The 23,404-nt window shown below is 70.3% G+C and carries 21 protein-coding genes; 8 read left to right on the forward strand and 13 right to left on the reverse strand.

The features are described 5' to 3' along the window. Positions 1-132: 132 nt before the first annotated feature. Complete coding sequence (locus KBZ33_RS05540; protein WP_254951318.1) at positions 133-2,898, reverse strand: cation-transporting P-type ATPase; 2,766 nt, start codon at positions 2,896-2,898, stop codon at positions 133-135. A 163-nt stretch (positions 2,899-3,061) separates the two neighbouring features. Here KBZ33_RS05540 and KBZ33_RS05545 point away from each other — a divergent pair, with 163 nt between their 5' ends. Beyond that, the gene (locus KBZ33_RS05545) at positions 3,062-4,942 is read left to right on the forward strand and encodes an APC family permease (protein WP_254951316.1); all 1,881 of its coding nucleotides are present in this window, start codon (positions 3,062-3,064) and stop codon (positions 4,940-4,942) included. A gap of 8 nt (positions 4,943-4,950) precedes the next feature. Continuing rightward, entirely contained in the window at positions 4,951-6,771 is a 1,821-nt protein-coding gene (locus tag KBZ33_RS05550) for an SLC13 family permease (protein WP_254951314.1), read from the forward strand. Positions 6,772-6,791: 20 nt separating this feature from the next. Here the strand turns inward: KBZ33_RS05550 and KBZ33_RS05555 are convergent, their stop codons facing one another. Genes KBZ33_RS05555 through KBZ33_RS05565 form a run of 3 tightly spaced genes read right to left on the reverse strand, consistent with a single transcriptional unit; the run spans position 6,792 to position 9,358 of the window. Further along, on the reverse strand, positions 6,792-7,457 hold the full coding sequence (locus tag KBZ33_RS05555) for a DedA family protein (RefSeq protein ID WP_254951313.1): 666 nt from the start codon (positions 7,455-7,457) through the stop codon (positions 6,792-6,794). A 24-nt stretch (positions 7,458-7,481) separates the two neighbouring features. After that, a complete protein-coding gene (locus KBZ33_RS05560; protein WP_254951311.1) occupies positions 7,482-8,489 on the reverse strand; it encodes a polysaccharide deacetylase family protein in 1,008 nt (335 codons plus the stop codon). Further along, complete coding sequence (locus KBZ33_RS05565) at positions 8,486-9,358, reverse strand: formyl transferase (protein WP_254951309.1); 873 nt, start codon at positions 9,356-9,358, stop codon at positions 8,486-8,488. Before KBZ33_RS05565 ends, KBZ33_RS05560 begins: the two co-directional genes overlap by 4 nt. Positions 9,359-9,443: 85 nt before the next feature. Here KBZ33_RS05565 and def point away from each other — a divergent pair, with 85 nt between their 5' ends. The 3 genes from def (at position 9,444) to pyrC (ending at position 12,679) form a co-directional block, all read left to right on the forward strand. Continuing rightward, positions 9,444-9,938 carry a peptide deformylase gene (gene def / locus KBZ33_RS05570; RefSeq protein WP_254951307.1) on the forward strand — a complete coding sequence of 165 codons (495 nt, stop codon included), beginning with the start codon at positions 9,444-9,446 and terminating at the stop codon, positions 9,936-9,938. Continuing rightward, positions 9,931-11,505 (forward strand): NCS2 family permease, encoded by a 1,575-nt coding sequence (locus tag KBZ33_RS05575; RefSeq protein WP_254951305.1) that lies wholly within the window; start codon positions 9,931-9,933, stop codon positions 11,503-11,505. Before def ends, KBZ33_RS05575 begins: the two co-directional genes overlap by 8 nt. Positions 11,506-11,593: 88 nt before the next feature. After that, positions 11,594-12,679, forward strand: coding sequence for a dihydroorotase (gene pyrC, locus KBZ33_RS05580; RefSeq protein ID WP_254951303.1), 1,086 nt, complete (start codon positions 11,594-11,596; stop codon positions 12,677-12,679). Positions 12,680-12,706: 27 nt separating this feature from the next. Here pyrC and KBZ33_RS05585 read toward each other — a convergent pair whose 3' ends face one another. Then, entirely contained in the window at positions 12,707-13,690 is a 984-nt protein-coding gene (locus tag KBZ33_RS05585) for an META domain-containing protein (protein ID WP_254951301.1), read from the reverse strand. Positions 13,691-13,780: 90 nt separating this feature from the next. On the opposite strand from KBZ33_RS05585, the gene KBZ33_RS05590 reads away from it, so the two are divergent. After that, positions 13,781-14,197 carry a hypothetical protein gene (locus KBZ33_RS05590; RefSeq protein ID WP_254951299.1) on the forward strand — a complete coding sequence of 139 codons (417 nt, stop codon included), beginning with the start codon at positions 13,781-13,783 and terminating at the stop codon, positions 14,195-14,197. On the opposite strand, the gene KBZ33_RS05595 is transcribed toward KBZ33_RS05590, so the two are convergent. The 8 genes from KBZ33_RS05595 to menD form a co-directional block, all read right to left on the reverse strand. Further along, complete coding sequence (locus tag KBZ33_RS05595; protein WP_254951298.1) at positions 14,134-14,310, reverse strand: heavy metal-binding domain-containing protein; 177 nt, start codon at positions 14,308-14,310, stop codon at positions 14,134-14,136. The genes KBZ33_RS05590 and KBZ33_RS05595 overlap by 64 nt on opposite strands. 37 nt (positions 14,311-14,347) lie before the next feature. Then, positions 14,348-15,769, reverse strand: coding sequence for a UDP-N-acetylmuramoyl-tripeptide--D-alanyl-D-alanine ligase (murF, locus tag KBZ33_RS05600; protein WP_254951296.1), 1,422 nt, complete (start codon positions 15,767-15,769; stop codon positions 14,348-14,350). Next, positions 15,769-16,476: a hypothetical protein gene (locus KBZ33_RS05605; protein WP_254951294.1), complete on the reverse strand. Its 708-nt coding sequence runs from the start codon at positions 16,474-16,476 to the stop codon at positions 15,769-15,771. The genes murF and KBZ33_RS05605 overlap by 1 nt, the downstream gene beginning before the upstream one ends. Before the next feature lie 24 nt (positions 16,477-16,500). Further along, the gene (glgA, locus tag KBZ33_RS05610) at positions 16,501-18,045 is read right to left on the reverse strand and encodes a glycogen synthase GlgA (protein WP_254951293.1); all 1,545 of its coding nucleotides are present in this window, start codon (positions 18,043-18,045) and stop codon (positions 16,501-16,503) included. A gap of 60 nt (positions 18,046-18,105) precedes the next feature. Then, positions 18,106-18,657: a L,D-transpeptidase gene (locus tag KBZ33_RS05615; protein ID WP_254951292.1), complete on the reverse strand. Its 552-nt coding sequence runs from the start codon at positions 18,655-18,657 to the stop codon at positions 18,106-18,108. Between the two features lie 474 nt (positions 18,658-19,131). Next, positions 19,132-19,419 carry a hypothetical protein gene (locus tag KBZ33_RS05620; protein ID WP_254951291.1) on the reverse strand — a complete coding sequence of 96 codons (288 nt, stop codon included), beginning with the start codon at positions 19,417-19,419 and terminating at the stop codon, positions 19,132-19,134. A 41-nt stretch (positions 19,420-19,460) separates the two neighbouring features. Continuing rightward, on the reverse strand, positions 19,461-20,315 hold the full coding sequence (gene menB / locus KBZ33_RS05625; protein ID WP_254951289.1) for a 1,4-dihydroxy-2-naphthoyl-CoA synthase: 855 nt from the start codon (positions 20,313-20,315) through the stop codon (positions 19,461-19,463). Next, on the reverse strand, positions 20,312-22,111 hold the full coding sequence (menD, locus tag KBZ33_RS05630; protein WP_254951287.1) for a 2-succinyl-5-enolpyruvyl-6-hydroxy-3-cyclohexene-1-carboxylic-acid synthase: 1,800 nt from the start codon (positions 22,109-22,111) through the stop codon (positions 20,312-20,314). The genes menB and menD overlap by 4 nt, the downstream gene beginning before the upstream one ends. Positions 22,112-22,165: 54 nt before the next feature. Between menD and lepB the strand changes: the two genes are divergently transcribed. Both lepB and KBZ33_RS05640 read left to right on the forward strand, forming a co-directional pair. Then, on the forward strand, positions 22,166-22,774 hold the full coding sequence (lepB, locus tag KBZ33_RS05635; RefSeq protein ID WP_254951284.1) for a signal peptidase I: 609 nt from the start codon (positions 22,166-22,168) through the stop codon (positions 22,772-22,774). A 49-nt stretch (positions 22,775-22,823) separates the two neighbouring features. Next, the gene (locus tag KBZ33_RS05640) at positions 22,824-23,183 is read left to right on the forward strand and encodes a DUF760 domain-containing protein (protein WP_254951283.1); all 360 of its coding nucleotides are present in this window, start codon (positions 22,824-22,826) and stop codon (positions 23,181-23,183) included. Positions 23,184-23,404: the final 221 nt, after the last annotated feature.

Raw genomic sequence — 23,404 nt, forward strand, 5'->3', positions numbered from 1 at the left:
ATCGGGATCGGAGATGGCCCGCGTGGTGGCGAACACTAAGATCACAGGCGACGAGCAGAGGCCTTTCCACGAAGGAAAGATCTATGGGTTCACCAAGCACTCGTTATCAGTCGGCCGGGGTCGGTGCGGGGCTCAGGCGTCGGCGCTGCGACGACGGCGCCAGAGCCGCCATACCTTCTCGAGTTCCAGGTAAAGGAAAAACACCAGACTGAATCCCACGCAGATGGCCAGATCACGGGCTGAAAGGGGCACGGTGCCGAAGAATTGGGCCAGCATCGGGACGTAGAGCAGCGACAACTGCAACAACGCTGTGAACACCACAGCCCCCAGCAACCAGGGATTGCTGAAGGGATTCACCTGGATCAGCGGCAGGTCGCTGCGGGCCGCCAGGGCGTGTCCCATCTGCGCCAGGCACAGCATCGTGAACACCATCGTCTTCCAGGGAGAGCCGGAGCGGGAGGCGTACAGCATCATCGTGATCGTGATCACGGCGAACACCACCCCGATGCGCAGGATGTAGCTGCCGATGCCCCGGGCGAAGATGGATTCGCCGGGCTCGGCGGGGGGGCGCTGCATCAGGCCCGCCTCCCCGGGCTCCAGCGCCAGGGCCAGGGCGGGCACGCCGTCAGTGACCAGGTTCATCCAGAGGATCTGGAGGGGGGTCATCGGCACGCCCATCAGACCCAGCAGGGGGGCGGAGCCGATGGTGATCAGCTCGCCCACATTGCTGCCGAGGATGTACTTGATGAAGCGGCGGATGTTCGCATACACCAGCCTGCCCTGCTCCACGGCATTGACGATCGTGGCGAAGTTGTCATCGAGCAGCACCATGTCCGAGGCTTCCTTGCTCACCTCAGTGCCGGTGATCCCCATGGCCACACCGATGTGGGCCTGCTTGAGGGCCGGGGCGTCGTTGACGCCGTCGCCGGTCATGGCCACGATCTGCCCCAGGCCCTGAAGGGCCTTGACGATACGCAGTTTCTGCTCGGGCGGCACCCTGGCGTAGATGTTGCACCGAGCCACGATCGCGGCCAGCCCGGCGGCATCGGCCTCCTCCAGCTGCCGGCCGAGCACCACCTCGGCACCCGGCTCCACCAGACCGATGCTGACGCCGATGGCCCGGGCGGTGAGGGGGTGGTCGCCGGTGATCATCACCGGACGGATGCCGGCTTCACGGCAGCGGGCCACCGCCTCGGCCACCTCGGGACGGGCGGGATCCAGCTGGGCCATCAGCCCCAGCAACACCTGATGCTCCAGTTCGTGCTCGGGGCTGGGGTGGTGGGGGGCGCAGGCGAAGGCCAGCACCCGCAGGCCGGACGCAGCCAGGTCGCGGGCCTGGTCCAGCCACCACTGGCGCTGGGGGGTACTGAGGGTGGCCACACCGGAGGCGGCGAGCCAGCGATCGCAAGTGCCGAGGATCACTTCAGGGGCCCCCTTGCTGATCATCAAGGTGGTGGAGCCGGCCGACGTTTCCCCCAGGGGGGCCTGCAGGCTGCCGTCGCGATCCTGCACCCAGACCGCCATCAGCTGACGTTCGGAGCTGAAGGGAATCTCGGCCTGGCGTTTGTAGTGGCTGCGCAGGGCGAAACCGTCGAGGTCGGCCTTCGCCGCCGCCACCACCAGGGCCCCTTCGGTGGGGTCACCGAGGATTTCCCAGCGACTATCGGGCTCCTGCTTGAGTTCGGCGTCGCTGCAGAGGACACCGGCCTGGAGCAGAAGATTGCGGCCCCCCGGTGCCACACCAGCCGTGACTCCGGCGGGGGGGGTGAGCTCTGTGGTGTGGAAGTCGCCGTGGGGGTCGTAGCCGTTGCCGCTCACCTGCAGCGCCGTGGTGCCGCTGCGCAGCTCCTGCACCACCTGACGGTTGAGGGTGAGGGTGCCGGTCTTGTCGGTGCAGATCACCGTGACCGAACCCAGGGCTTCCACGGCCGGCAGGCGGCGGATCAGGGCGGCGCGTTGCACCATCCGCTGGGTGCCGATGGCCAGGGTCACGGTGATCACCGCCGGCAGTCCTTCCGGCACGATCGCCACCGCCATCGACAGGGCCACCTCCAGCAGATCGAGCAGGCGCTGGCCCAGCAGCCAACCCAGCACCACCACCACGGCCACCAGGGCCAGGGCGGAGACGACCAGCACGTTGGCCAGGCCATCGAGCCGTTCCTGCAGCGGCGTGGTCTCCCCCCCCGCCGTGTTGATCATCTGGGCGATCTTGCCCAGTTCGGTGTCCATGCCGGTGGCGCTGACCACGGCCAGGCCGCGGCCGCGCACCACCTCGGTGCCCTGGAACAGGCAGTTCTGACGCTCCAGGACGGGGGTGGAAGGTTCGAACACCAGTCCGGCCAGCTTGTTCACCGCCTCGGCCTCGCCGGTGAGGGCCGCCTCCCGCAGGCCCAGCTCGGCCACCTCCAGCAGGCGGGCATCGGCCGGTACCCGGTCGCCGGCCTCCACCCGGATCAGATCCCCCGGCACGAGCTGTTCGCTGGGCAGCCGTTGCCAGAGGCCGTCGCGCCGCACGGTCACCAGCGGTTGGGCCATGTCGCGCAGGGCCTGAAGCGCCTGCTGGGCGCGACTTTCCTGCAGGTAGCCGAGCAGGGCGTTGAGGCCCACGATCAGCACGATGGCGATCGCATCCTTGGGGAACCGCTGGGCCGCATAGGCCACACCGGCTGACACCGCCGCCACTGCCAGCAGCATGATCAGCATCACGTTGCTGAACTGATCCCAGAGGATGCGCAGATTGCTGCGCCCGGCCTTGAGCTCCAGCCGGTTCAGGCCAAGCCTGGCCAGCCGTTCAGCGCACTGGGCTGTGCTCAGACCCTCGGAGCTGGCCCCCAGCGCTTCAAGGCACGCCTCAGGAGCCAGGGCGTGCCAGGAGATCGCGGGGGTTGCTGTGTTCAACGTGGCGATTCACGAATCGCCCGAACATTAGGTAGGGGTTGGCTTGGCGCCCGTTCGCCGTGCACCCATGGTGGGTTGGTCTGACGTGGCTTCTTGGTGCCATGGATGGCCAGGCCCACGGCCCCTGGCGTCCTAAAGCAGTCATCGGAAAAGCCGACGCCGCATGCCCCGCCTCGACACCCTGCGGCGCCGGCTGATCGGCACTCCCTTGCCCAGCAGCGCCCACCACGGCGAGCGTTACAGCAACGCCGAGGCGCTGGCGATCCTCAGCTCCGATGCCCTCTCCTCAGTGGCCTACGCCACCCAGGAAATCGTGCTGGTGCTGGGGATGGGCGGAGTGGCGGCCCTGCCCTTCACCCTGCCGATCACGGGCCTGATCGTGGCCCTGATGCTGGTGGTGGCCAGCAGCTACCGGCAGACGATCAAGGCCTACCCGCAGGGGGGCGGCTCCTACCGGGTCTCCCAGCAGAATCTCGGCCAGGGCGCTGGCCTGGTGGCGGGTGCCTCTCTCTCGATCGACTACGTGCTGACGGTGGCGGTGAGCGTGGCCGCCGGTATCGCCGCCCTCACCTCCTATTTCCCTGCGCTGGCCGCGGTCCGGGTGCCCCTCTGCCTGCTGGCGGTGCTGCTGGTGATGCTTGCCAACCTGCGGGGGGTGAGCTCCAGCGCCAGGTTCCTGAGCCTGCCCACCTACCTCTTCATGGGCGCGGTCGTCACCCTGCTGGTGGCGGGCTTCCTCAAGCTGGGGATGGGCCAGCTGCCTCCCCTGCCGCTGGCGGAGCAGCAACGGCTGCTGGCGGCGGCCCACCAGGGCAGCCAGGGCCTGCAGGCCATCGGCCCCCTGCTGTTGATGCGGGCCTTCAGCTCCGGCTGCGCCGCCCTCACCGGCATCGAGGCGATCAGCGACAGCGTCGCCGCCTTCAAGCCGGTGGAGTGGCGCAACGCCCGTCGGGTATTGGGGGTGATGGTGCTGATGCTGGCCCTGATGTTCAGCGGCATCAGCGCCCTGGCCCACCAGAGCGGCCTGGTGGTGGAGGAGAACGGCCCCACCCTGCTCTATCAGCTGGGGGATCGGATTTTCGGGGATGGCCCGCTGTTGTTCGTGCTGCAGCTCGCCACACTGCTGATCCTGCTGCTGGCGGCCAACACCGCCTATGCCGATTTCCCCAGGCTGGCGGCCTTCCTGGCCCAGGACGGCTTTCTGCCTCGCCAGCTCTGCTCCCTGGGCGACCGGCTGGTGTTCAGCAACGGCATCTTTGCCCTCAGCGCCCTGGCCGGCCTGCTGCTGGTGATCGTTGATGGCAGCGTCAGCCGCCTGATCCCCCTTTATGCGGTGGGCGTGTTCATCAGCTTCACCCTCTCCCAGGCCGGCATGGTGGTGCACTGGTGGAAGCTGCGGGATCGGGGCTGGCGCACCAGGGCGCTGATCAACGGCATCGGCGCCGGGATCACCGCCGTGGTGGGCGTGGTGCTGCTGGTCAGCAAGTTCACCCAGGGGGCCTGGGTGGTGGTGGTGGCGATTCCGCTGCTGGTGATGCTGTACCTGCGGATCCGCGCCCATTACGACGCCGTGGCCCGGCGTCTGCGCCTTGACACCGCCGGGCGCCTGCCGTTGCCCGCCGGCCCTCCCCCCGGTGGCGGCACCCCCACGGTGGTGCTGGTGGGCCAGCTGCACCGCGGCAGCCTGGAAGCTCTCTGCTTCGCCCGCAGCAACGCCAGCGACCTAGTGGCCGTGCATGTGGATCTCGGCGACGGCCGCGCCGGGGCGTTCCGCGAGCAGTGGAGCCGGCAGCTGCCGGACGTTCCACTGGAGGTGCTGGAGTCCCCCTACCGCTCCCTGGTGGACCCGGTGGTCGACTTCGTGCGGCGCTTCGAGCGCGAGCATCACAAGGACCGTCACGCCTTCTGCATGGTGGTGCTGCCGGTGTTCGTCACCCGCCATCGCTGGGAGAACCTGTTGCACAACCAGTCGACGATTTGCCTCAGGCGCGCTCTGCGCGAGCGCGGCACCCGGGTCGTCACTACGGTCGGCTTCTACCTCTGAACGAGCCGATGCAAGCGTTCCTCACGGTCGCCGCTACCCCAGATGGACTCATCACCCTGGCGGTGTTCGTCGGGGCCATGGTGTTGTTCGTCAGCGGTTGGCTCGCCCCCGAGGTGACCGGCCTGCTGGCGGCGGCCCTGCTGGTCAGCTTCCAGGTGCTCAAGCCGGATGAGGCGGTGCAGGGTTTCGGCAGCCCCGCCCTGATCACCCTGATGGGCCTGTTCGCCGTCTCCGCCGGCCTGTTCCGCAGTGGCGGCCTGGATCGGTTGCGGGCCCTGATCGGTTCCGATGCCGTGCGCAGCCCCAAGCGGATGATCGCCCTGATGGTGGGGGTGGTGGCCCCCATCTCCAGCTTCATCCCCAACACCCCGATCGTGGCCACCCTGCTGCCGGTGATTGAGGGCTGGTGCCACCGGCGTGGCGTTTCTCCTTCCAAGGTGCTGCTGCCCCTGTCGTTCGCCACCGTGCTGGGCGGCACCATCTCCCTGCTCGGCACCTCCACCAACCTGCTGGCCAGCGATGTGAGCCGCCAGCTGGGCTTCGGCTCCCTGGAGCTGTTCAGCTTCACGGCCATCGGCATCCCCGTGTGGCTGCTGGGGGGGCTGTACATGCTGATCGTCTCTGATCGGCTGCTGCCCGACCGCGGCCAGGGGGATGGGGACCTGCTGGGCGGCCTTTCCCGCGACGGCTACCTCACCGACGTGCTGATCCCGGAGCAGTCCGAGTTGATCGGCCAGTCGCTGCACAACAGCCGCCTGCAGCGGCGCTTCGACGTGGACGTGCTGGAGCTCCACCGCGGCCAGGACAGCTTCAGCGCCCCCCTGGCCGACCTGCCCCTGCAGGCCGGCGACCGGCTGCTGCTGCGCTGCAACCGCGACAACCTGCTGCGTCTCCAGCAGGAGCACACCGTCACCCTCGCCCCGATCGGTGATCAGGAAGAGGACCTGCGCGAGCTGGCCGGCGAGACCACCTCCCCCCAGCGGGTGGTGGAGGTGCTGCTGCCCAACGGTTCCACCCTGGCCGGGGCGAGCGTGCGGGACATGCGCTTTCGCCAGCGCTACAACGCCACCCTGCTGGCGGTGCGGCGGGGGAACCAGGTGCTGCGCGAGCTGCTGGGCCGGGTGGTGCTGCAGGCCGGCGACGTGCTGCTGCTGCAGGCGCCGGTGGATGCCATCCGCGGCCTGCAGGCCAACAACGACCTGGTGCTGCTCGATGAGCTGGAGAAGGACCTGCCCACCACCGATCGCAAGCTTGTCGCGATGGGGATCACGGCGCTGATGATCCTGCTGCCGATGCTCAAGATCCTGCCGTTGATGGCCTCGGTGCTGCTGGCGATGGTGGCGATGGTGGCCACGGGCTGCCTGCGCTCCGGGGAGCTGCTGCGCTCCGTTCGCTGGGATGTGATCCTGCTGCTGGGCTCCCTTTCCTGCTTCAGTGTGGCGATGCAGAAGACCGGCCTGGCGGAGGCCCTGGCCACCGACCTGCTCCAGTCCCTCCAGGGCTGGCCCGCCTATGGGGTGTTGCTGGTGGTGTTCGTGCTGGGTCAGCTGTTCACCGAGGCGCTCAGCAACGGCACCACCGTGGTGCTGCTGATCCCGATCGCCACCGAACTGGCCAAGGGGCTGGCGCTGCCACCGATGGCCTTCATCTTCGCCATCACCTTCGCCGCCAGCCAGAGCTTCCTTACCCCGATCGGCTACCAGACCAACCTGATGGTGTTCGGCCCGGGCCGCTATCGCTTCCTTGACATGGCCCGCTACGGCGCCCCCCTGTCCATCGGTCTGGCCCTGGTGGTGCCGTGGCTGATCTGCCGCCACTTCGGCCTGTAGGCATCCGCGGCCCGATCGGCTCAGGCGGGGGGATCCTGGGCCTCCCGTTCCAGCTGGGCCTCCTCGAAGCGGGCCACCAGCTTCGGCACCACCAGCACGATCACCAGCAGCACCAGGGCGCCGAGGCCGAACTCGACCACGCCCTTCACCATCTGATCGAAGGGAATCCAGCGGCCGCCGAGCCAGGCCAGGCCCACCATCGTCGAGGCCCAGAGCACGGCCCCCAGCATGTTGAACAGCAGGAAGCGGCGGTAGGGCATCCGCACCGCGCCGGCGATGGGGCCGGCCAGCACCCGCAGCACCGCCACGAACCGGCCCAGCAGCACCGACTTGCCGGCATGGCGCAGGAACCGTTCCCGCAGGACCTCCATCTGCTCCGGACTGCGGCCCAGCAGCCGTCCGGCCCGCAGCAACAGCCCCCAGCCGGCCCGGCGCCCCACCCAGTAGCCGAGGTTGTCCCCCAGGATCGCCCCGCCGGCCGCCGCCCCCATCACCCCGAGCACCTGCAACTGGCCGCTGCCGGCCGCATAGCCCGCCAGCAGGGTGACCGTCTCGCCGGGCAGGGGCACGCCGGCGTTCTCCAGCAGCATGGCGCCGAAGACCACCCTGTAGCCCCAGTCGTGGAGGAGGGATTCCAGGGTGGTGAGGCTGATGGTCCCGTCGAACACGGCCAGGGGCCAGGTCATCGCAACACGGAAGGAATCCAGACCCTATCTCCCCGGCCAGGCCAGTGTTCCGGTGCAGAGCCAGCGGCGGCGGCGCAGCGGATTGGGGTGGGGCCCGGGCCAGGTGAAGCGGGGCAGGGCCAGGGCCGGGGTGGCGGTGGTGACCAGGGCGGCGTCGACGGTGGCCACCTGGAGGTAGTGGCGGCCGCAGATCTGGGCATCGCCGAGCAGATGGCTGTTGAAGGGATAGGAGAACGCCTGGGGCGCCTCCCCCAGCACCCGGCCGAGCACGGCGCTGGAGCGGACCAGTTCCTGCTCGAACTCCGCCGCGCTGATGTTGCAGCGGGGGACGTGGTGGTGGCCGTGGCTGCCCAGCTCGTGGCCGGCGTCCCGGGCCCGGCGCAGGTGGGCCTCTCTGGGGTAGAGGCGATCGGCCGCCGCCGCCAGCTCGCCGGCCGTGCCCCAGCGTTCCGCCAGCTCCGCCAGCAGCTCCCGCACCCTGGCGACGGGGGTGGCATCCCGCAGCCGGGCGATCAGGGCCGCACCCGCCAGATCGGCCGGCAGAGCCAGGCGCTGCTGGGCCAGCTCCGCCAGCCGGGGCGCCAGGGCGGGGTGGGCCCCATACCAGTAGAGGGCATGCTCCCAGACCAGCCCCCCGCCGGCGAGCATTCCGGACGACTGGAAGAACACGGCGGGGACGCCCAGCCCTTCGAGTACCTCCAGCCCCTCCTCGTAGTTGCAGCGCAGGCCGTCATCGAAGCTGACGATCACCGCGAACTCGTTGGCTGACGGGTACCGTCCCGCCCGCAGATCGGCGTAGGTGAGGAAGCGGGCGCCGCGGCGCTGCAAATAGCCCAGCTCCGCGGCCAGCTCGCCGGGGGGGATCGGCGGGACCCCGAAGCGGTCGAGGAAGGGCACCCGGCCCGGCTCGTCCACCCGGTGATAGAGCAAACACAGCACGTTCCCCCGCAGGCGCCGGCGCCAGAGGCGATCCAGCGGCGGCAGAAACAGCAGGTCCGCCGCCCGGTTGGTGACGCGCCCCAGGCGGCTCATGGCTGCTCCCCCCGCACCACCCGCACGGCCCCATCGCGGCGCCCCTGGTCGGCCAGGTAGGTGCGCACCAGCCCCCTGGCGATGCGGCGGTTGGCCAGCAGCCGCTGCCAGGGCTCGTAGCTGTAGCCGGTGCGCCGCAGGAACAGCTTGCCCTTCTCCCACTGGGGCACCCGCGGGGCGGTGCCGGCCTCGAGCCGGCGGGCCGCCTCGATCAGCAGCTCGATGCCCACCTGGAAGCTGCGCACCTCGATGGTCTCGACGTCGTCGTCTGGTTCCATCGGCACCCTGGCCGACAGGATGATGTCGCCGCTGTCGATGCCGGGGTCGATGTGGTGCACCGTCACCCCCACCAGCTCCGGGTGACCCTCCAGGAGCATGTAAAGGTTGCAGTTGGCCCCCCGCGAATAGGGCGACAGCCCGGTGTGCAGGTTGATGAGGCCGTGGCGGATCGAGGGGATCAGCTCCAGCACCGGCGCCCGCAGCAGCTGGGTGCCGTTGACCAGGACGATGTCGGCGGAGAGCTGGCGCAGGAAGTCGGCGGTGCGCTGCTCGTTGATGGCCGACGTGACCAGCACCGGCACCTCGGCCGGCAGCTCCGGCGGGGCGCCGTTGTGGTGGAACAGCTGCCGCTGCAGGGCCGCGCCGCGGCGGTCGTGGGGCCGCAGCAGCACGCGGGCGATCAGCTGGCGCAGCAACCGCAGGGGCCGGCGGTATCTCGCCAGCCGGGTCGTCCAGCTGCGGCTGTCGGGCGGAGATACCTGCAAGACCACCCCCACCAGGGTGAACGCCTCGGCCACCCGCCGCACCAGGTGGCGCTGGTAGAGACCGTCGCAGCAGAGCACGGCCACCCGCAGGGAGCTCACGACCATGGCGTCGCCGGGCGCAGCATCATCTGCGGATGGTACGGACGGTGCGGCCGGAAGGCGGCACAGTGGGACCGATCCAGAGCCGCCCATGGCCGTCCGAGACGTGCTGACCATCGGAGATCCCCGCCTGCGCCAGGTGAGTGCACCGGTGCAGCGATTCGATGACCCCGCCCTGCCGGTCCTGCTGCAGGACCTGCGCGACACCATGGCCGCCACGAACGGCGCCGGCCTGGCGGCCCCCCAGATCGGTGTACCGCTGCGGGTGGTGATCTTCGGCCTCAGCCACAACCCCCGCTACCCGGAGGCGCCCCCCATCCCGGAGACGCTGCTGATCAATCCGGTGCTCACGCCCCTCGGCGACGAAACGGACGATGGCGCCTGGGAGGGCTGCCTGAGCGTGCCGGGCTGGCGGGCCCTGGTGCCCCGCTGGCGCCTTCTGCGTTACCGGGCCTTCGATCCTGCGGGCCATCCCTTCGAGCGGCAGGTGGAGGGCTTCCATGCCCGGGTGGTGCAGCACGAATGCGACCACCTCGATGGGGTGCTGTTTCCGGATCGGATGCCGGCGGGGCTGCCCCATGGCTGAGCTCGTCAAGCCAACACCCCGCTGGTGGGTGCGCGGCGACCTGGACGGCTTCCTGGGCCTGGGGCTCGACAACCTGATCCAGATCCTGCTGATCGTCTCGCTCTGTCGCGGCGTGCTGGGGTATCCCGATGGCCTGATCTTCGGCACGATCCTGCCGGCCACCGGCATCAGCCTGGTGGTGGGCAATGGGGCCTACGCCGTTCAGGCCCACCGGCTGGGACGGCGCGAGGGCAGAGACGACCGCACCGCCCTTCCCTATGGCATCAACACGGTCAGCCTGTTCGCCTATGTCTTCCTGGTGATGCTGCCGGTGAAACTGGCCGCCACCGGCCAGGGCCTTGATCCCCAGGCGGCTTCGCTGCTCTCCTGGCGCGCCGGCCTGCTGGCCTGCCTCGGGTCGGGGCTGATCGAGGCGGGCGGTGCCTTCCTGGTGGCCCCCCTGCGGCATTGGCTGCCCCGGGCGGCCCTGCTCTCCACCCTGGCCGGCATCGCCCTGGGGTACATCGGCCTCGGTTTCCTGTTGCGCACCTACGCCGTGCCGGTGGTGGGGCTGGCGGTGCTGGCGGTGATTCTGCTGGCCTACTTCGGCCAGGCCCGGCTGCCCCTGCCGGGGGGTGTGCTGGCGGTGCTGGTGGGCATCGTCCTGGCCGCGGCCACGGGCCTGCTGCGGCTGGACGGCCCCACCTGGCAAACCAACCTCGCCCAGGTGGGCCTGCACCTGCCCGTGCCCAGGCTCGGTGCCCTCTGGGAGGGTCGTGACGCCCTGATTCCCTGGCTGGGGGTGACGCTGCCGATGGGTCTGTTCAACCTGCTGGGGTCGCTGCAGAACCTGGAGAGTGCCGAGGCGGCCGGCGACGCCTACCCGGTGAAGAGTTCGCTGCTGATCAACGGCATCGGCACGGTCGCCGCCGCCGGGCTGGGCTCCTGCTTCCCCACCACCATCTACATCGGCCACCCGGGCTGGAAGGGCATGGGGGCCCGCATCGGCTACTCCTGGCTCAACGGCCTGGTGATGGGCCTGGGCTGCCTGCTGGGGCTGTTCGGAGTGGTGGGCCAGCTGGTGCCGATCGAGGCCGGCATGGCGATCGTGCTCTACATCGCCCTGGTGATGGCGGCCCAGGCCTTCCAGGCCACGCCGCCGGCCCACGCCCCCGCCGTGGCCCTGGGGCTGCTGCCCGGCCTGGCCGGCTGGGGCTCCCTGATGCTGAAGGCGGGGCTGCGGGCCGGGGGCAGCGGCACCCCGGCCAACCCCTTCGGTCCCCAGCTGCTGCCGCCGCTGCAACAGGCGGACGTCTGGGCCGCCGGCGCCTTCGCCCTCGAGCAGGGCCAGATCCTGGCGGCCATGCTGCTGGCGGCGATGCTGGTGTATGTGATCGAGCAGCGCTATCGCGCCGCCGCCCTCTGCGCCCTGGTGGCGGCGGCCGCCTCCTGGCTGGGCCTCATCCACGCCTGGAGTTTCACCCTGGCCGACACCGTCCTGAACCCTGGCTGGGGCAGCGGCACCCCCTGGGCCCTGGGTTACCTGGCGATGGCGGTCGTGTTCCTGCTGGGTCGCCCCCAGCGCTGAGCAGGGCCGGTCGTGGGGTGATGCCTAGGGTTGAACGATTGCACCGCCGCGTCGTCCCAGTGAAAAGCCAGTGGACTCTTTTCGTGTGATGGGCACGTCTGGCATCGATCCGATCGCGCCCCAGCGGCTGCGGCTGCGCCGTCCTGACGACTGGCATGTGCACCTGCGCGACGGGGCCATGCTCCAGATGGTGGCCCCGGCCACGGCCCGCAGCTTCGCTCGGGCGATCGTGATGCCCAACCTCAGCCCGCCGATCACCACGGTGGCGGCGGCCGCGGCCTACGGCGCCCGGATCAGGGCGGCCCTGCCCGTCGGCAGTGATTTCACCCCCCTGCTCACCGCCTACCTCACCGACACGATCGATCCGGCGGAGATCGAGCGCGGCCACCGCGAGGGGGTCTTCACCGCCTGCAAGCTCTACCCGGCCCATGCCACCACCAACGCCGCCGCCGGCGTCACTGACCTGGCTCGGATCGAGCCGGTGCTGGCCACGATGGAGCGGATCGGCATGCCCCTGCTGATCCACGGGGAGGTGACCGACGCGGAGATCGACATCTTCGACCGCGAAGCCGTGTTCATCGAGCGTCACCTGGCGCCGTTGCTGCAGCGGCACCAAGGCCTGAAGGTGGTGCTGGAGCACATCACCACCGCCGAGTCGGTCGCCTTCGTGCGTCAGGGGGGGGGCAACTTGGCCGCCACCATCACCCCCCACCACCTGCACATCAACCGCAACGCGATGTTCCAGGGCGGGCTGCGGCCGGACTTCTACTGCCTGCCGGTGGCCAAGCGCGAACGGCACCGGCTGGCCCTGCGCCAGGCCGCCACCTCGGGGGAGCCCTGCTTCTTCCTGGGCACCGATTCGGCCCCCCATCCCCGCTCGGCCAAGGAAAGCGCCTGCGGCTGCGCCGGCATCTACAACGCCCCCTACGCCCTGGAGAGCTACGCGGCGGTGTTCGAGCAGGAGGGGGCCCTGGATCGCCTGGAGACCTTCGCCAGCCTGCATGGGCCCGCCTTCTACGGACTGCCCCTCAACGAGGGAGCGATCACCCTGGTGCGGCAGGCCCACACAGTGCCGCCACGGCTGCATAAAAACGCCGCCGACGGCAGTGCCACCGATCTGGTGCCCTTCCATGCCGGCCAGGTGCTGCAGTGGCGGCTGGAGGCCGAGGGCTGAGGGCCAGCCCATGGGCGCCGGGATGGATCAGGGGCGCGGCACCAGCGGCGCCCCGTCCGCCAGGGAGGGATCGCCGCTCAGCACGGCGGTGCCCGCCGGTGGCCCGCCGGCCGCCGGTAGGCGCTCCTTGCTGCGGTAGCCCCGGCCGTCGAACGCCTCGCGCACCCAGGTGTCCGGGGCGCCACCCCCGGACTGCAGGCGCCAGAGATCACGCCAGCGGTTGCGGCCCGCCGCCGGGACGATGACCGGCAGCCAGCTGGTGGGGAAGCTGGTGATGAGGCGGTAGCCGGTGGCTTCCTGGCGGTACACCTGGAGCGTGCAGCCACCGGTGCCGCAGACGTAGGAACCCATCAGGTAGATGAGCACGTCCTGACGGCCATCCCCATCGAGATCGGTACGGCCGTACAAGTAGCTGATCCGCCCCATGCCCCCGGCGGCGCTCCCCGGGGTGCGGCGCAGGTCGGGGAAGGCCGCCAGGATCGCCGCTTCCAGCGCCGGATCGGGCCGGTTGCTGTAGCTGGGCCCGGCGCCGGCGCGGGGTTCCCAGATGAGGATGCCGCCATCGGCCAGCAGACTCAGGTTCAGCCGGCCGTCCCGCAGCAGGTAGCCCCGCACGAAGGGAAGCTGGCGGGCCAGGGGTTCCCCCAGGCTGGGGGCCGGGCACAGGACTTTGGTGCTGGCCAGGGGTCCGAAGCGGAAGCCGCCGTTGCCGGGGTCGGCGCTGGGCTCCACCCGCCAGCTGCCCGTGGCGCGGTTGCAGTCGAGCTGCAGGACCGCCCGGGCATCGGCCTGGAGCGAGAGGGTGTAGCGGGACGCGTCCCGCGGGCGCCTCAGGCCCTGGGCGTCATCCATCGACTGGATCCCCACCAGCTGCCAGCTGGTGCCCTGTAGCGGCGGCTTCTGGGGGGCTGCCTGCAGGGGCAGCGACGCCACCACCAGGAGCGAGGCCGCGGCGATGGCGCCCCCTGTCCAGGTGCCCCGGTGCCGGGCCGTGCTGGCTGCTATGGGCATCGGGCGACTCCTGCGGGCTCTCCACAATCGGACAACAACGCCCCAGAGGCGGCAGAAGACTGACCATGGTCGTGCCGCCCTGTCGCTGCCATGGGCATCCTGCGCGCCGCCGCCACCTATTTCGCCCTGGTCTTCGGCACCGGCTTCGTTCTGGGGGCGGTGCGGGTGCCGCTGCTGGTGCCGCGGCTGGGGGAGCGCCTGGCCGAACTGTTGGAGATGCCGTGGATGGCCCTGGCGATGGTGCTGGCCGCCCGGCTTGTGGTGCGGCGGCAGCTGGCCGGCCGTGGCCCCCTCCCCCGGGTGGCCGCCGGAGCCCTCGCCCTGGCGTTCATGGTGGCGGCGGAGCTGGCGGTGGGGCTGTTGCTGCAGCAGCGCTCGTTGCAGGACATCCTCATCAACCGCGACCCGGTCTCCGGCGTCGTCTACCTGGCCCTACTGCTCCTCTACGCGCTGCTGCCGCTGCTGCTGCTGCTGGGCCAGGGCTCCACCACCACGGCGGTGCCGTAGCAGAGCACTTCGGTGGCGGCGGCGGTGCCGCCCTGCACCTCGGAGCCGTCGTAGCGGGTGCCGACGATGGCGTTGGCCCCCAAGGCCCGGTCGGCGGTCGGGGGTCGCCCCATCCTGCTGGGAGCGGCTCCGTGCTTCAAGCGGCGGGCTTCAGGCGGCCGGGCCGAGGCCGGCCTCGAGCAAGGGAATCGCCCGCTCCAGGGCCACCCCGCGGCTGGCCTTGAGCAGCACCCGATCCCCCGGCTCGAGCCAGTCGAGCAGCATGGCGGCCGCCTCCTCGGGCGTGGCCGCCCGAGCCAGCCGCGGCACCCCGGCGGCGGCGGCGAGCATCGCCTGGGCTTCGGCCTCGGCGGCCACGATCACCAGCCCGTCAAGTCCCAGCGCCCGGGCCCGACCGGCCACCTGGCGGTGCAGCTCCAGGCTGCGTTCCCCCAGCTCGAGCATCGTGCCCAGCACCGCATAGCGGCGGCCTTCCCCGGCTCCGCCCGGGGCCCCCAGCAGCTCCAGGGCCGCCAGCACCGCCTCCGGCGAGGCGTTGTAGGTCTCATCCAGCAGCTCCACCCCACCCAGGCTCCAGCGTCTGGCCCGCCCCCCCGGCAACTCCACCGCCAGGTCGACGAGGGCTGTGGCCGGGACGCCCAGCTCCTGGGCCACCGCCACCGCCAGCAGCAGGTTGCGGGCGTTGTGGCGCCCCTCCAGGGGCAGCCGCAGGCTGGGCCCGCCCACCAGGTTGAGGCAGCCACCCTCCAGCCGTCCCACCAGGTCCGGCGCCGGCGTCCCGGCTGGGAACGCCGCCAGCTCGTCCTCCAGGGCGACCCGCAGCACCCGTCCCCCCCAGACCCTCGCCAGGAAGTGCTCCAGCAGCGGATCCCCGGCCGGAATCACCAATACCCCGTCGGGCCCCAGGCCGGCGGTGATCTCGCACTTGGCTTGCCCGATCGCCTCGCGGCTGCCCAGCCGGCCGATGTGGGCGGTGCCGATGTTGGTGATCACGGCCACATCCGGCTCGGCGCAGCGGCTGAGCCGATCGATTTCCCCCAGGCCCCGCATCCCCATCTCCACCACCAGGGCCGCCGTGGCCTCGTTGGCCTTCAACAGGGTGAGGGGCGCCCCGACGTCGTTGTTCTCGTTGCCGCTGCTGGCCACCACCGGCCCCAGGGAGCCCAGGGCCGCCTTGATCAGTTCCCGCGTCGTGGTCTTGCCCGCTGAGCCGGTCACCGCCACCACCGGCATTCCGAGCCGTCGCCGCCACAGCAGGGCCAGCTGCTGGTAGGCCACCAGGGTGTCCTCCACCAGCCAGATCGGCCGCCCGCCAGTGGTCACAAGCTGCGCCACCACGTCCCCATCCAGGCGGTCCTTCTGCACCAGGGTTGCCGCCGCCCCGGCGGCAAGGGCCTCAGCCAGGAAGCGGTGCCCGTCGAAGCGCTCTCCCACCAGGGGCACGAACAGGGCGCCGGCCAGCGCGCCGCGGCTGTCGGTGCTCACACGGCGGAAGCCTTCCGGTGTGGTGGTTCCGGGGGCCATCAGGGGCTCTCCCCACAGCTGGCACAGGGGCTCGAACGGCAGCGGCATCAGCCTGTGGCACCGGGATCGAGCAGGATCATGCCGGAGCCCACCAGGGCCCTGCGGGCCAGCAGGCGCTGGCGGCCGTCCACCAGCTCCAGTCGTTCGTAGCCGAGGGCCAGGGCGCGCTGCTGCCAGCGCTCTGCCCAGCGCCGCCGGGTCGCTTCGCTGAGACCGGTGTAGGCCGGCGCCATGGTGAGCACCAGCCGGCCTTCGCTGGGCGCCGGATGGGCCGAGGCGACCAGATGCTCGGGATCGTCCTGGGCCAGCAGGGCCAGGAGGGGATCGAGCTCCAGGGGCGGTGGAGGTGGCGGTGGCTCCGGCATGGGCGCGCGTGCGGCCACGGCCGCTGGGGCGACACGTGCGGGCACAGAGACGGTCGGGGCCTCCTCGGGCGCCGGGGCCAGCAGCGGCGCCGCGGGACGTGCCGCCGGCGGCGGCGACGGCGCGCGATGGGACAACCGGCCCCAGGCCTTCCCCGCCAGCGCCAGGGTCAGCGCCAGCAGGGCCGCCAGCAGCAACGGCCAGAACAGGGGGGCCAGCCCCTGCGGCCAGAAGCCCGGCACCGACAGATCCCCCTCCCGATTGCGCCGCCAGAGTTCGCGCAGCCTCAGGCGCAGCGAGGCCAGCACGGCCCGCAAGGCGCGGCCCAACGGGCCCCAGGGACTGGCATAGGGCGCCGGTAGATCGGAAGCTGGTGGAACCGGATCAGCCATGGGCGCCGGACACGGGGGGCGAGCTCAGGAGTCGTTTCGGCGACGCAGCAGGGCCAGGGGGTTGCGGGGGCGCGGGGCCGGCGGGGGCGCCTTGCTGCCCACATCCGGCCTGGGGTCGTCGTGCAACAGGCTGGGATCGGCCCCCTGGCCCTGGGAGAAGCGCTCCACCTGGGCGGCGTCGGGGGTGGGCTCCTTGACGCCGCAGACCTCGCGGTACATGGCGTCGTAGGCCAGGGCCGAGCGGTTCCAGCTGAAGTCGGTGGTCATGGCCCGGCGCTGCAACTCCTGCCAGCTGGGCTCGTTGCGGTAGGCCTCCCAGGAGCGCACGATCGTGGTGTAGAAGTCGATCGCCTCATAGCGGTCGAAGCCGTAGCCCGTACCGGTGCCGGCGCTGGGGTCGTTGGGGGGGACGGTGTCCACCAGGCCTCCGACGCGGCGCACCACCGGGATTGAGCCGTAGCGCATGGCCAGCATCTGGCTGATGCCGCAGGGCTCGAAACGGCTCGGCATCAGGAAGGCGTCGCTGCCCGCATAGATCAGGCGTGAGAGGGCGTCGTCGTAGGTGAGGAACACGGCGAAGCGGCCGGGGTGGCGGGCCGCCATCTGCCACAGGCCCGACTCGTAGCCGCGCTCACCGGTTCCCAGCACCACGAACTGGCTGTCGCTGTAGGCCAGCACCCGGTCGGCCACCTGCAGCAGCAGGTCGACGCCCTTCTGATCCACCAGCCGGCTCACCATGCCCATCAGGTAGGTGCGGGGATTCACGGTCAGCCCCATGCGCTCCTGCAGCAGTCGCTTGCTGGCGCTGCGGCCGGAGAGGTCGTCGGCCGAGAACGGTTGCGGCAGGGTGGGGTCCGTGGCGGGATCCCAGGCTTCGGTGTCGATGCCGTTGAGGATGCCGCGCAACTTGCCGCTGACGAAGTTGAGCAGGCCGTCGATACGCTCGCCGTATTCGGGCGTGCGGATCTCCATCGCATAGGTGGGGGATACCGCGTTGACCCGGTCGGCGTACAGCAGGGCCGCGGCCATGGTGTGGTCGCCCTGCATGTACCAGGGGCACCAGGTCATCCGATCCAGCTTCCAGCGCCAGGGGCCCTGGTAACGCAGGTTGTGGATGGTGAACACCGTGCTGATTTCAGGGTCCTGGTGCATCCACACCGGAATCATGCCCGTGTGCCAGTCGTGGCAATGCAGCACCTGGGGCTTCCAGCCTCCGTTCCACGCGAATTCAGCCGTGGCGTTGGCGAAGAAGGTGAAGCGCCAGTCTTCGTCTTCACCGCCGTAGATGCGCTCCGGATCGAACACCGGATGACCCACCAGATAGATGGGCAGACCGCAGCTGGGGTGGCGGGTTTCGTAGATGGCGAAATCGGTGCCCATGGCGTGGCCGCGCCACATCGGCTCCGTGGGAATCTCCAGGCAACTCCACAACTTGCCATAGCCCGGCAGGATGATGCGCACGTCATGGCCGAGGGCCGCCAGGGCCGGTGGCAGGGAGCCCACCACATCTCCCATGCCCCCCACTTTGATCATCGGAGCGCACTCCGCAGCGGCAAACAGAACCCTCATCCGCTCTTGATCCCTGGTGCGCCCGGAACTCTACGGGCTGCCCCGGTGGGCTTCGGTGCCTCAGGGCAGCACCGTCACCGGGGTGCCGACCTGAACCAGTTCGAACAGCTCCTTGACGTCCTCGTCAAAGAGCCGCACGCAGCCATGGGACACGGCGCCGCCGACACTGGCGCGGTTCGGTGTGCCGTGGAAGCCGGAGGTCACGCACCCCTTCACCTCCAGATGCTCCTGGCCATTGAAACCACTCCGGCCCTTGCAGTCGCGGTGAAAACCGATCCAGCGGGAACCAAGGGGATTGGTGGGGCCTGGGGGAATGTGCACGCCCTTGGCCGGATGCTCCCAGATCGGATAGGCGGTCTTCTCGATCACGCTGAATGACCCCACTGGCGTCTCCCAGCCGGGCATGCCCACACCGACGCGGAAACGGCGCAGTTCCCGCTCTCCTTCCATCACCGTCAGCAGCCGCTGGCGGCGGTTCAGCACCAGCTGCCGTGATGGGGAGAGGGCGTCTGTCTCCACTGGGGCAGCGGCCGCGATGGAAGGCACCAGCACCCACCCCGTCATGGAGCTGATCAGGGCAGCGGCCAGGGGCAGGGTGACTCGGCGGACCACGATCAGGCGGCAGACAGCAGGAGTGGTAGCTGGAGGCTAGCCAGCACCAAGGTGCGACGGCTCATGGGCCAGGCGGGCCACGCCAACCGTCCAGCTACGTTTCACCGCCATGACGTCTGCCGCGCTGCTGATGGGTCTGGAGATCACGGCTGCATCGCTTTGGGCCGGAGAATCCTCTACCGGGGCGATCTGATCAGGTTCCCAAAGGAGAAGAGAACCTCGCTGGAAGCCGACAGCATCGTCTGGGGCCAGAACCTGGCCAATGGTTGGCGACGGGGCCACAGGGAAGCAGCGATGACCTCCACCTCTGGACCCGTTGGTCGGTCTTCCAACCCGCCCGTTGGAACTCCCGCTGCCCCTCCTTTGTAAAAGGGTCGGCGGCTCTGGAGGCCCGTCAGCGGGCAGATGTAGCCATGTCGCTGGGATTCCATGTGCCGGATCACCATGCCGGCGAGGTCCTTTAGCAACTGATGTTCATTGCCTGCGGGTTGTGTTGGCTGCGGGCTGAGCATCGCAGCAGATGGCGTGGGCGCAGAAGGCCAGATCCCTCGATGTTTCACTCGCTTCCAGCCCCACCCGCGACAGAAACCATTGCCGTTGGCGATCCACCATTGAGATCAGGGCCGTGGGAACACCCAGCATCTGGCTGGCCAGGCGGGTGATGCTATTGAAGTCCCCATCGGACTCCGTATCGAGAATGTGTTGCTCGTCCAGGGCCGCCTGCCGCTCAGCTTCGTTGTCCGGGATCGGATAGACGGACACCGTTTGTGGCTCCCACGCACTAAAGAAGGGCCAGGGGCCGATCAGGGCAGCCAGGGCGCCTCGGAAAAGTCTGGGTCCCGCTTCTCCAGGAAGGCATTGCGTCCCTCCTGGCCTTCGCTGGTCCGGTAGAAAAGATGGGTGGCCTGGCCCGCCAGCTCCTGGATCCCGGCCAGGCCGTCGGTTTCGGCATTGAAGGCGGCCTTGAGGCAACGGATCGCCGTGGGGCTGTGCTGCAGCACCTCCCGGGCCCAGGCCACCCCCTCGCGCTCCAGATCCTCCAGGGGCACCACGGCGTTCACCAACCCCATGGCCAGGGCCTGGTCGGCGTTGTAGCGCCGGCACAGGAACCAGATCTCCCGGGCCTTGCGCTGCCCCACCACCCGGGCCAGATAGCCGGCGCCGAAGCCGCCATCGAAGCTGCCCACCCGCGGCCCGGTCTGGCCGAAGACGGCATTTTCGGCCGCCAGGCTCAGGTCGCAGAGCAGGTGCAGCACCTGGCCGCCGCCGATGGCATAACCCGCCACCAGGGCGATCACCACCTTGGGCAGGCTGCGGATGATGCGTTGCAGGTCGAGCACGTTCAGCCGCGGCAGCCCCGCAGCGTCGAGGTAGCCGCCATCACCGCGCACGCTCTGGTCGCCTCCGGCGCAGAAGGCCCAGACGCCATCGGCGGCTGGGCCCGCGCCGGTGAACAGCACCACGCCGATGCAGGGGTCGTCCCGGACCCGGTTGAAGGCATCACAGAGTTCCTGCACGGTGAGCGGCCGGAAGGCGTTGCGCTTCTCGGGCCGGTTGAGGCTGATCCGGGCGATCCCATCGCCGCTGGTCTCGAAGCGGATGTCGCTGTAGTCGCCGGCGCTGGTCCAGCTCGGCAGGGGCGGGGGAACGGGGGTCATGGGGACGTGACCTGGGCTGCGGCCATTGTGCGCAGCCGTTGCCGCAGGGCGGCATCACGGCGTCGGTCGGTGGCGATCACCAGCAGCGCCATCGGCTGCTGCCGTGCCCAGGCCAGATCGCTCTCCAGGGCCGCCAGGCACGCCACCCGCCGGCCCGGCACCCCGTGCACTGCCGCCAGCGCCAGGGGATCCACCGCCTGGGGCATGGCGAACAATCGCTCGAAATCCATCGCCGCCGCCGGCTCGGTGCGGATGGGCAGCTGCTCGAAGATGCCGCCCCCCCCGTTGTCGATCAGCACCACGGTGAGGCGTCCCCGCAGCTGGCTCCGCCACAGCCAGCCATTGGCATCATGGAGCAGGGCCAGATCGCCGCTCACCAGCACCAGCTCGCCCAGGGCCTCGGCCAGGCCGCAGGCGCTCGAGAGGGTGCCATCGATCCCCGAGGCCCCCCGGAAGCCGTGCATCGGCCGCGTTAGGGCGCCCGGGTGGGCAAAGCTTTCCCAGTCGCGCACGGGGCTGCTGTTGGCCAGCAGCACCGGCAGCCCCGCCGGCAGCAGCCGGCTGAGCCGGCGGGCCAGGGCCGGCTCCCCCTCCTCTTCGGCCAGCTCCTGCTCCAGCAGTGCCTGCACCTGAGCCTCCGCCTGGCGCCAGCGGTCCGCCAGCGCCAGCGATTCCCCTGCGGCCTCGCCCGCTTCGGTGGGCTGGGGTTGGGCCGCCAGCCAGGCCGCCAGGCCAGCGCCGCATTGGGCCCGCACCAGCCGGAGGGGGTCGAGGGGACGCCCGTCCCCTTCGCTCACCAGCACCTGGGGTCCGACCTGGGCGGCCAGCCAGCGCTGCAGGCGACGGCTGGCGGGCAGGGGCCCCAGGCGCAACACCTGCAGGCCCCCGATCGCCGTCGCACTGGAGGAGCCCTCCGCCAGGATCAGGTCGTAGGCCTTCACGGTGGTGAGTCCCGGCAGACCCCGCAGGCTCGAGAGGGCATCGGCCAGCACGGGCCAGCCGCTGCGCCGTTGCCAGCACCGCAGGGCCTCCACGTGGGCGTGCCAGGCGCAGGGGCTGCCGCGCCAGGGCCCGGCCACCACCACGCCGGGACGGTCCGGGTCCAGGGTCGCGGCGTCTGCGGTGGCGAAGCGTGGAGGTGCCGGCGGGTTGCCCAACGGGGTCGGGGGGGCAGCGCCCGCTGGCTGGCTGGAGAGCGTGGCGGCCAGTTGGGTCAACTCCCCGCCACCGGCATGCAGCGGTTCGGCGAAGGGCAGGTTGAGGTGGACCGGGCCAGCGCCGCGCCCGGCCCCATCCCCTTGGGCGGCGGCAAGGGCGGCGCTGGCGAGGGCCTCCAGCTCCTTGGGCGCCATCGCCGCCAGCCCCTCGGGGGCGCCGCTGCCCAGCCAGCGGCAGCTGCAGGCCAGAAAGGCCTCCTGGTTGACGCTCTGGTTGGCGCCGCAGCCCTTGAGCTGGGCCGGCCGGTCGGCCGTGAGCAGCAGCAGGGGCAGGGCGCCGAAATCGGCCTCCACGGCGGCGGGCAGCAGGTTGGCGACAGCGGTGCCGGAAGTGGTGATCACCGCCACGGGCTGGCCGCTGCCCCGACCCAGGCCGAGGGCGAAAAAGGCGGCGCTGCGCTCATCGATGGCGGTGTGCAAGCGCAGGCCGCCGGGCTCCAGCAGGGCGGCGGCCACCGCCAGGGGCGCCGAGCGACTGCCCGGGCAGAGCACCCCATGGGCCAGCCCGCCGCGGCGCAGCGCTTTCAGCAGCGTCAGGGCCGCCGCCACATTGGCCAGCGATGACGGGGGCCCGGCCACGGGGGACGCTCCACTGTTCAGGATGGGGGGATCATCCTCATCGACGGCTTCGCCATGGCCAGCGGCTCCGCCATCGCCACGCCCCCCTCCGGCCCCCAGCCTGGGGCCAGTGGATGGCTGCAGCAATTCGCCCGCCTGCTGCTCTGGGTGCTGCTGGCCCTGATGCTGCGCTGGGCGGTGGTGGAGCCCCGCTGGATCCCCTCGGGCTCGATGCTGCCCACCCTGCAGCTCCAGGACCGAATCCTGGTAGAGAAGCTCACGCCCCGTTTCGGCTCCGGTGTGCGCACGGGCAGCATCGTGGTGTTCCACCCGCCGGCCCGGCTGCAGGAGGCGGGCTACGACGCCCGCACGGCCCTGATCAAGCGGGTTGTGGCGGTGGCCGGCGATCAGGTGGAAGTCAGGAACGGCCAGCTTTGGCGCAATGGCAGCCCTGCCGAGCCGGACTGGGCCCGCGAACCGATGGCCTATGCCCTGGAGCCCTTTGTGGTTCCCGCCGGCGAGGTGCTGGTGCTGGGGGACAACCGCAATGCCAGCCTCGATTCCCATCTCTGGGGACCCCTGCCGGAGGCCGATCTGATCGGTACGGCCATCTGGCGCTACTGGCCCCTGGCCCGGTTCGGTCCGGTTGGGTTCTCCTCTCCCCACGCAGGGGAAGCTCCATGATGGACTGCGTTAGGGTGCATGTCGTGTTGCAGCGCACACCGGAGGGGAAATGTTCAACCCGGAGTTCCTGACCGCCGATAACGAGGCGATCAGCGACAATTCGCTGATTCAGTACCTGCAGGAACAGTCCCCAGACGTGCTCCAGAGGGTGGCCCGCTCGGCCACCGGCGACATCCAGGACATCATTCGTCACAACGTCCAGGGCTTGCTGGGCATGCTCCCCGGCGAGCAGTTCGAGGTGAAGATCCAAGCCAGCCGCGACAACCTCGCCGGCCTGCTGGCCTCGGCGATGATGACCGGCTACTTCCTGCGCCAGATGGAGCAGCGCATGGAGCTGGAATCGGCCATGCTCGGCAGCGGTGGTTTCGAGACCGGCCTCGACGACGATCCCGGCGAACTGGAGCTCTAGTGTCCCGTCCCGGTGATTTGCGAGCAAAGTCGCTGGAGCTTCTCAAGGATTGAGTCCTCTGTCGCGCTCCACTTGTGAAGGGTGCTTTGGTTTTGTTGTAGGCGGCCACGTATCGCTCGATTTTGGCGATCAGCTCTTAACGCTGCGCGTAAGTTGTGGGTGATCACCCCAAACCAGCGCTACACCTGACTAAGGCATCCGGATAACGTCAGCCTTAGCCA

Origin of the sequence: Cyanobium sp. Cruz-8D1, assembly GCF_024345975.1 — a bacterium.
GTDB lineage: Bacteria > Cyanobacteriota > Cyanobacteriia > PCC-6307 > Cyanobiaceae > Cyanobium.

What these genes read in the sequence shown, in the direction of transcription:
- KBZ33_RS05590 (WP_254951299.1), top strand. Translation starts at nt 13,781, where the DNA reads ATGGGCATCCTGCGCGCCGCCGCCACCTATTTCGCCCTGGTCTTCGGC.
- menB (WP_254951289.1), bottom strand. Translation starts at nt 20,315, where the DNA reads ATGACCCCCGTTCCCCCGCCCCTGCCGAGCTGGACCAGCGCCGGCGAC.
- KBZ33_RS05605 (WP_254951294.1), bottom strand. Translation starts at nt 16,476, where the DNA reads ATGGCTGATCCGGTTCCACCAGCTTCCGATCTACCGGCGCCCTATGCC.
- pyrC (WP_254951303.1), top strand. Translation starts at nt 11,594, where the DNA reads ATGGGCACGTCTGGCATCGATCCGATCGCGCCCCAGCGGCTGCGGCTG.
- KBZ33_RS05550 (WP_254951314.1), top strand. Translation starts at nt 4,951, where the DNA reads ATGCAAGCGTTCCTCACGGTCGCCGCTACCCCAGATGGACTCATCACC.
- KBZ33_RS05595 (WP_254951298.1), bottom strand. Translation starts at nt 14,310, where the DNA reads ATGGGGCGACCCCCGACCGCCGACCGGGCCTTGGGGGCCAACGCCATC.
- def (WP_254951307.1), top strand. Translation starts at nt 9,444, where the DNA reads ATGGCCGTCCGAGACGTGCTGACCATCGGAGATCCCCGCCTGCGCCAG.
- KBZ33_RS05555 (WP_254951313.1), bottom strand. Translation starts at nt 7,457, where the DNA reads ATGACCTGGCCCCTGGCCGTGTTCGACGGGACCATCAGCCTCACCACC.
- KBZ33_RS05565 (WP_254951309.1), bottom strand. Translation starts at nt 9,358, where the DNA reads ATGGTCGTGAGCTCCCTGCGGGTGGCCGTGCTCTGCTGCGACGGTCTC.
- lepB (WP_254951284.1), top strand. Translation starts at nt 22,166, where the DNA reads ATGGCCAGCGGCTCCGCCATCGCCACGCCCCCCTCCGGCCCCCAGCCT.
- KBZ33_RS05585 (WP_254951301.1), bottom strand. Translation starts at nt 13,690, where the DNA reads ATGCCCATAGCAGCCAGCACGGCCCGGCACCGGGGCACCTGGACAGGG.
- KBZ33_RS05575 (WP_254951305.1), top strand. Translation starts at nt 9,931, where the DNA reads ATGGCTGAGCTCGTCAAGCCAACACCCCGCTGGTGGGTGCGCGGCGAC.
- KBZ33_RS05560 (WP_254951311.1), bottom strand. Translation starts at nt 8,489, where the DNA reads ATGAGCCGCCTGGGGCGCGTCACCAACCGGGCGGCGGACCTGCTGTTT.
- KBZ33_RS05545 (WP_254951316.1), top strand. Translation starts at nt 3,062, where the DNA reads ATGCCCCGCCTCGACACCCTGCGGCGCCGGCTGATCGGCACTCCCTTG.
- KBZ33_RS05640 (WP_254951283.1), top strand. Translation starts at nt 22,824, where the DNA reads ATGTTCAACCCGGAGTTCCTGACCGCCGATAACGAGGCGATCAGCGAC.
- murF (WP_254951296.1), bottom strand. Translation starts at nt 15,769, where the DNA reads ATGCCGCTGCCGTTCGAGCCCCTGTGCCAGCTGTGGGGAGAGCCCCTG.
- glgA (WP_254951293.1), bottom strand. Translation starts at nt 18,045, where the DNA reads ATGAGGGTTCTGTTTGCCGCTGCGGAGTGCGCTCCGATGATCAAAGTG.